A 7,242-nucleotide genomic window follows, 5' to 3' on the forward strand; every position below is an offset into this window, starting at 1 on the left:
CCGCCCGCCATCTCAGCGGCATCTTCCTGGACATCGACGAGGAGAAGCACGTCGAGGAAGCGCTGCGCACGCGCGAGACCCACCTCCGCTCCATCCTCCACACCATTCCCGACGCCATGATCGTGATCGACGGTCGCGGCATCATCCAGCTGTTCTCGACGGCGGCCGAGCGCCTGTTCGGCTGGTCGGAGCAGGAGGCGATCGGCCAGAACGTCAGCATCCTGATGCCGGAGCCGGATCGCTCCCGCCATGACGGCTATATCGCGCGCTACCGCTCCACCCAGGATCCGCACATCATCGGCATCGGCCGCATCGTCACCGGCAAGCGCCGCGACGGCACCACCTTTCCGATGCACCTGTCGATCGGCGAGATGCAGTCCGGCGGCGAGCCCTATTTCACCGGCTTCGTCCGCGACCTCACCGAGCATCAGCAGACCCAGGCGCGGCTCCAGGAGTTGCAGTCCGAGCTCGTCCATGTTTCGCGCCTGAGCGCGATGGGCGAGATGGCGTCCGCGCTGGCTCACGAGCTGAATCAGCCTCTGGCCGCGATCAGCAACTACATGAAGGGATCGCGGCGACTGCTCGCCGGCAGCGCAGATCCGAATCTGGCGAAGATCGAAAGCGCACTGGATCGCGCCTCGGAGCAGGCCGTACGTGCAGGCCAGATCATTCGCCGCCTTCGCGATTTCGTCGCACGCGGTGAGTCCGAAAAGCGGGTGGAAAGCCTCTCCAAGCTGATCGAGGAAGCCGGCGCGCTCGGGCTCGCCGGTGCGCGCGAACAGAACGTCCAGCTTCGGTTCAGTCTGGATCAGAATGCCGATCTCGTCCTCGCCGACCGGGTCCAGATCCAGCAGGTCCTGGTCAATCTGTTCCGCAACGCGCTGGAGGCGATGGCGCAGTCGCCGCGACGGGAGCTCGTCGTCACCAACACCCGTGTCGGTGACGACATGATCGAGATCGAGGTTTCCGACACCGGCTCCGGCTTCCAGGACGACGTCATTCCGAATCTGTTTCAGACCTTCTTCACCACCAAGGAAACCGGTATGGGGGTGGGACTGTCGATCAGCCGCTCGATCATCGAGGCTCATGGCGGGCGCATGTGGGCCGAGAGCAACGCATCGGGCGGCGCGACATTCCGCTTCACTCTGCCTGCAGCCGACGAGAGCTGAACCATGACGACCAACGGAATTGTCTACGTGATCGACGATGACGAAGCGATGCGCGATTCGCTGAATTTTCTGCTCGATTCATCGGGTTACAGCGTAACCCTGTTCGATGACGCGCAACGCTTCCTCGATGCCCTCCCCGGCCTCGCGTTCGGTTGTGTCCTCTCCGACGTGCGCATGCCCGGCATCGACGGCATCGAGCTCCTGAAGCTGATGAAGGCGCAGCACTCGCCGTTTCCGATCCTGATCATGACCGGGCACGGCGACGTGCCGCTTGCGGTCGAGGCGATGAAGTTAGGGGCCGTCGACTTCCTGGAAAAGCCGTTCGAGGACGACCGCCTCGTCTCGATGATCGAATCGGCGATCCAGCAGGCCGAGCCCGCCGCCAAGAACGAAGCCATATCCCAGGACATCGCCGCCCGCGTGGCGTCCCTCAGTCCGCGCGAGCGCCAGGTCATGGAAGGACTGGTCGCCGGCCTGTCCAACAAGCTGATCGCCCGCGAATACGACATCAGCCCGCGCACCATCGAGGTGTACCGGGCCAATGTCATGACCAAGATGCAGGCGGGCAGCCTCTCGGAGCTGGTCCGGCTGGCAATGCGCGCCGGCTTGCTGAAGGATTGAGGCAAGGCGGCTTGAGGCAAGTCAAGGCGGTTGCCTCGGCCTGTGCTAGCCAATTCGAATGATCGAAATCGGCTCGCACCATGCGCGGCTCCCCATGGCGTCATCGGTAAAGCCCACCGTCTACGTGGTCGACGACGATGACGCCGTGCTTGGATCCCTGCGTTTTCTGCTGGAAACCGACGGCTTTGCCGTGCGGACATTCAGGAACGCCACGGCGCTGCTCAACGCGACGAGCCCGTCCGGCGCGGACTGCTACGTGATCGACTACAAGATGCCCGACATCAACGGCATCGAGCTCGCCGGCCGCTTGCACCAGTCCGACCGCGACACGCCGGTGATCCTGATCACCGGCTATCCCGACAGCAATATCTCGGCTCGGGCAAAGGCAGCAGGCGTGAAAGACGTGATCTTGAAGCCGCTTCTCGACGAGAATCTGGTCAAAGGCATCCGTCACGCCATCCAGGCCCGCCGCCGGAATTGACCTACGGGACTCTACGTAGGTCCCCGTAGCCTGGATGGAGCGCAGCGCAATCCGGGAATCCGATTGCGGAGCTAACCCCGGATTTCGCTGCGCTCCATCCCGGCTACGAACTCGGCGGCCTACGGGGTTCTACGTAGGTAACCCTCCTTAAGATATCTCGCGAAATTTTCGAAGCAACCGATACCGCGTATCAAGGCGCCATCACAACGGAGATGGCGCAAATGCTGACGCAGACCCTCAACACCCAGGCGATCAACACCCAAATCGGTGGCAGGATTGCCCCCGTTCATCCCGTCTCCGACCAGTTCGGCGCGATCACCGGTCATGTCGGCCTGGTCGCCACCGAGTTCTCCTACCGCAAAGACGAGGAGATCTACGGCGAGGACGAGCCTGCGGAATATGTCTACCAGGTCGTCTCCGGCGCGGTCCGCACCTACAAGCTCCTCTCGGACGGCCGCCGCCAGATCGGCGCGTTCCATCTTCCCGGCGACGTGTTCGGCCTCGAATCCGGCGCCAGCCACCGCCTCGCCGCCGAGGCCATTATCGACACCGATGTGCGCCTGGTGAAGCGCGTCAGCCTCGAAAAGGCCGCCGGCACCGACGTGCAGGTCGCCCGCAAGCTCTGGGCCATGACTGCCGGCGAGCTACGCCACGCCGAAGACCACATGCTGCTTTTGGGCCGCAAGACCGCGATGGAGCGGGTTGCGACCTTCCTGCTCGAAATGGACCGCCGCCTCGCCGTTGCCGGCATGATGGCGCTGCCGATGTGCCGCCGCGACATCGGCGACTATCTCGGCCTCACGCTCGAGACCGTGTCGCGCGCGCTGTCGCAGCTCCACGCCCAAGGCATTCTCGGTTTCTCCGGCGCCCGCCAGATCGTGCTGCGCAACCGCCAGCGCCTGCACAATCTCGACGCCTGATCGTTTCGTCCTCCCCTACCCCCTATGGCCGGCTGATCTCGTTCAGCCGGCCATTTCTTTTGCCGCAATGCCAGTGCGCCGGGTCTCCGGCATCACGAAGAGGATCAGCAAGAGCCCCAAGGCTGCAATGCTCGCCAGCCCCAAGAATGCAGTGGCATTGCCGAACATGTCGCTGACATAGCCGCCAAGCGCGGTGCTCAAGGACGCACCGAGTCCGGTCGCCGTGCCGACAATGCCCTGCGCGAGATTGAAGTGCCCGCTTCCGAACGCGACGTCGGCCACAACAAGCGGAATCATCACTGCGAACACTGCCGCGGTGATGCCGTCGAACACCTGCACCGCCACCAACAGATAGGGATCGCGCACGGTCGCAAACAGAAGACCACGAATCGCCAGCGCGCCGAACCCGATCAGCAGCAGCGGACGCCGTCCCCACGCCTGCGCCTTGCGTCCGACGGTCGGCGACAGCAGCGCCACGATCGCCTGCGGCACGACGATGCAGAAGGCCACCAGCACCGTCGCCCACTGGCTCGACCTCGCCGTCACGGCGCTCGCCATCAGCGGCATCATCGACGCATTGGCGAGCTGCAGCAACAATACACTCAACGCAAAGACGATCAGCGGCCGTTGCCGGATCAGATGCCAGATATTGGTATCGCCGGGCTCCGGCGCCTCGCGCGGCATCTCGCCGTGACAGCGCGCGATGTCGACCTCCTCCTCGCGGATGCGCGACAATGCAATCAGTGTGGGGATCGCGAGCAGGAATGTGACCAGGAACACCGAACGGCTCGAAAGAAGATAGCCGGCCGTGCCCATCACGGCGGCAGCGACGCCGTTGCCGAGCGAGGCAAAGCGCGCATTGCGGCCGAGCCGTTCGCCGATCTTGAGCGGGCCGACCAGGCCAAGGCTGATCGCCGCGATCGCCGGTCCCAGCACGCAGCTCGCCGCCGCATGCAGCGTCGCCGCCGTCACCACCACCGGGAAGATCGGCATCGCCGCATAGGCGAGCGCACAAAAGCCAATGGTGGCGATCGCGAGCGCCGCGACCAGTCGTTCTGATTTCGCAGCATCGATGATGGCGCCGCCCGGCATCTGGCCGATCAGCGCGACGATGCCGCCGATCGACAGCACGAAGCCGATCTCGACCTGCGTCCATTTCTGTGTCGTCAGGTAGACCGCGATGAAGGGGCCGAAGCCGGTCTGCACGTCGGCGAGGAAGAAGATGAACCAGTCGAGACCACGCAGGCTTCGTTGCGACGGCGCGGGAATAGCCGCAAGGACGGGTGCGGCGACGTTGCCCCGTTCAACGCGTCCTTCGCGCCTCTCGTGATCAGGCTTCCTCGACAAGAGCACAGGCGGTCAGCCCTCCCCCCTCCTCACTGGATGGCCTGCAGCGGTTGCAGACTGCCGGATGCCCCGAGCACGACCATCGGCGTATCCTCCTTGTATTCCGGTGCAGCCGCGACCTGCGCTTTGGTCAATTCCAAGGTGATGCTGTCTTTCTTGTTGGCAATCTTGCCGAAGCGCAGTGCATTCCAGTCCACCACGATCTTGCGGCTGCCGACGCCGAGGAAGCCGCCGAAATCGATCACGGCGGCGCGGACATGTCCCTCGCGATCGACGATGACATCGACAATACGCCCCATGTCCTCATCCGCCGCGCTGCGCACGTCACGCCCGAGCACGCCATGGGCGTCGCTGGCGCCGATGATGGTCACCGATGGCGGCGGCACCGCATCCTTCGGGGTGACGGGCACGACCGAAGCCGGCGGCGCAGCCGTCGGCGGTGCGTTCGTCTCGGTCGGAGCTGCATTGGCGGACGGGGGCAATTCCTCCGCGGCACGCGATACGGCAACCGTCATTTCCGCGACGATCGCGATGCTCAGAACCAACCATCCGGCGGTTCGCATGACACCCTCCTTGCCGCGGCCGCTAATGCGCCAGCACGATCGACACCTGGATCCGGCCGCGCGTGCGCAGCACCTCCAGCGCCACGTCGTGGCCGTGGCGGCTGACGCGCAGATCCACGCTGGATTCGCCCAGGCGCAGGTCGCGCAGGATGACCTCGTTCAGAAATGCCGGCAGATGCGGGTTACGCAGCCGGATCTCGCGGCGCGCGACGTCGAACTCGAGGCCGAGCGCCGCCTCCAGCAGCGTGAACGGCGTCGCGCTGGCCCAGGCCTGCGGCGCGCAGGCAACCGGATAGAGCGTCGGGCCGCGCCGCTTCTCGCGGCGGAAGCCGCAGAACAATTCCGGCAATCGTCGCAGATCCATATAGGCCGCGGCGTCGAACAGGCCCTTGAAGACGTGCGCGACCGAGTGCTTGAGCCCGTAATGGGCGAGGCCCAGCGCAATCAGTGCGTTGTCGTGCGGCCAGATCGATCCATCGTGATAGGACATCGGATTGTAGCGGACTTCGCCGCGCGCGACGGTGCGGATGCCCCAGCCCGAGAAGAAATGCGGGCGCATCAGATCGGCGGCCACGAGGCGGGCGCGGTCCTCGCGGACCATGCCGCTGAACAGCACCTGCCCGGCATTCGAGGTGCGGACCTCGCAGCGCCGCTTCTGACCGTCGAGCGCGACAGCATAGGTACCAAGCTCCTCGCACCAGAACGCCGCCTCAAAACGTTCGGCGAGCGACTTGGCCTCCGCCTCGAGCTTGCTGGCGAGATCGGGCTTGCCCAGCGTCCGTGCGCACCGCGCGGCGAGCTGCTTGGCCATAAAGACATAGCCCTGGACTTCGGCGAGCGCGATATTGCCTTCCGCGAGCTTGCCGTCGGCGTGGAAGATCGCGTCGTAGGAATCCTTCCAGCCCTGGTTGGCGAGCCCCTTTTCGGTCGCGCGCTGGTACTCGACAAAGCCGTCCTGATCAGGATCGCCGGGACCGTCGATCCAGGCAAGCCCCGCCTCGATCGCGGGCCACAGCTCGACCAGTGTGTTCTCATCGCCGGTCCGCTCGAAATAGCGACCGGCAAGCAGGACGAACAACGCCGTCGAATCCACGCTGCCGTAATATTGCGAGAACGGCACCTCGCGCAGCGCCGCCATCTCGCCGCCGCGCATCTCGTGCAGGATCTTTCCGGGCGCGGCGTCGGCGAGCGGATCGACCGCCTTGGCCTGGAAATGCGCAAGCCGCCGCAGCACGCCCTTGGCCACCCGCGGATCGACCCACAGCATCTGCAGCGCCGTGATCAGGCCGTCGCGGCCGAACGTGGTCGAATACCAGGGAATGCCGGCATAGGGATAGCGCCCTTGCGGCGTCTCCGTCATCAGCATGTTGAGGTCGGCCATGGCCTGGCACAGCACCTCGTTGAAGATGTTGTTGGAGGTCTCGATGCTGGTCGCGCCGATCGCCGATTGCCGCATCTCGCGGCGATGCGCCAGCAGGCCCCGGAAGAAGCGCGCCGGCTTCTCCGCGAGCGGCCGGTTGCACGACACGGCCACGAACAGCGATTTGGCTTCGTGCGGATCGAGCTCGAGCTGCCAGGTCGCGGCGTTGACCGAGAGCCGCGTCGGGCGCGGATCGAAATGCAGGCCAGTGATGCGCTCGGCCTCGTCGAGGCCGCGATATTCGAACAGCACGTCGGTCGGCCCGAGCAGCCTGCTGGTGCCGGTCCCCCGGCGCGGCCGCCGCTCGCCGCGCACTTCAAACAGATCGGCAAAATCATTGTCGAACAGCAGCGTCAGCTCGAAGGAGGCCGGCTGCTCGCCGTGGTTCTGCAGTCCGATGCGCTGATACGCCGTACCGCGCCACAGAAAGATGGTGCGCACGATGTGCAGCAGGTCCTTTTGCAGGACGATGCGGCCCTGGCGATAGATATCGGGGTTGGTGAGGTCGACCGTCAGACCCGAATTGTCGTCGCGCAGGTTCGAGCCGAGCAGCAGCGGCTGGAGATCGTCGAGCACCAGCTCCAGCCGCGCCAGATAACGCGTGTCGCAATTGAACAGGCCGTCCGGCCCGCCGGCCGAGGCGCCGATGTCGCCATGGCTGTCCAGCACGATGAAGGTGTCGTCGTGCTTGAGCGAGCGACGGGGCCGCGCGGCGGGCCCC

7 protein-coding genes are annotated in these 7,242 nt (G+C 65.2%); 4 read left to right on the forward strand and 3 right to left on the reverse strand.

The window, feature by feature from the left end; all coding sequences use genetic code 11:
- The 4 genes from AOQ71_RS27915 to AOQ71_RS27930 all read left to right on the forward strand — a co-directional run.
- Positions 1-1,169: PAS domain-containing sensor histidine kinase (locus AOQ71_RS27915; protein WP_245317180.1), on the forward strand; the 1,169-nt coding region annotated here is incomplete at its 5' end.
- Positions 1,170-1,172: 3 nt separating this feature from the next.
- Positions 1,173-1,790 (forward strand): response regulator FixJ, encoded by a 618-nt coding sequence (gene fixJ, locus AOQ71_RS27920; RefSeq protein WP_057753395.1) that lies wholly within the window; start codon positions 1,173-1,175, stop codon positions 1,788-1,790.
- A gap of 58 nt (positions 1,791-1,848) precedes the next feature.
- Positions 1,849-2,271 (forward strand): response regulator, encoded by a 423-nt coding sequence (locus AOQ71_RS27925; RefSeq protein ID WP_057753397.1) that lies wholly within the window; start codon positions 1,849-1,851, stop codon positions 2,269-2,271.
- Between the two features lie 221 nt (positions 2,272-2,492).
- The gene (locus tag AOQ71_RS27930) at positions 2,493-3,191 is read left to right on the forward strand and encodes a helix-turn-helix domain-containing protein (RefSeq protein WP_057753832.1); all 699 of its coding nucleotides are present in this window, start codon (positions 2,493-2,495) and stop codon (positions 3,189-3,191) included.
- Positions 3,192-3,233: 42 nt separating this feature from the next.
- Here AOQ71_RS27930 and AOQ71_RS27935 read toward each other — a convergent pair whose 3' ends face one another.
- The 3 genes from AOQ71_RS27935 to AOQ71_RS27945 all read right to left on the reverse strand — a co-directional run.
- Positions 3,234-4,544 carry an MFS transporter gene (locus AOQ71_RS27935; RefSeq protein ID WP_057753399.1) on the reverse strand — a complete coding sequence of 437 codons (1,311 nt, stop codon included), beginning with the start codon at positions 4,542-4,544 and terminating at the stop codon, positions 3,234-3,236.
- Between the two features lie 23 nt (positions 4,545-4,567).
- Entirely contained in the window at positions 4,568-5,101 is a 534-nt protein-coding gene (locus AOQ71_RS27940) for a PRC-barrel domain-containing protein (RefSeq protein WP_057753401.1), read from the reverse strand.
- A gap of 22 nt (positions 5,102-5,123) precedes the next feature.
- Positions 5,124-7,242: amylo-alpha-1,6-glucosidase (locus AOQ71_RS27945; protein WP_245317181.1), on the reverse strand; the 2,119-nt coding region annotated here is incomplete at its 5' end.

Origin of the sequence: Bradyrhizobium manausense, assembly GCF_001440035.1 — a bacterium.
Taxonomy (GTDB): domain Bacteria; phylum Pseudomonadota; class Alphaproteobacteria; order Rhizobiales; family Xanthobacteraceae; genus Bradyrhizobium; species Bradyrhizobium manausense.

Excerpts from the sequence above, each read along its gene's own strand:
- fixJ (WP_057753395.1), top strand. The coding sequence starts at position 1,173 with ATGACGACCAACGGAATTGTCTACGTGATCGACGATGACGAAGCGATG.
- AOQ71_RS27925 (WP_057753397.1), top strand. The coding sequence starts at position 1,849 with ATGATCGAAATCGGCTCGCACCATGCGCGGCTCCCCATGGCGTCATCG.
- AOQ71_RS27940 (WP_057753401.1), bottom strand. The coding sequence starts at position 5,101 with ATGCGAACCGCCGGATGGTTGGTTCTGAGCATCGCGATCGTCGCGGAA.
- AOQ71_RS27930 (WP_057753832.1), top strand. The coding sequence starts at position 2,493 with ATGCTGACGCAGACCCTCAACACCCAGGCGATCAACACCCAAATCGGT.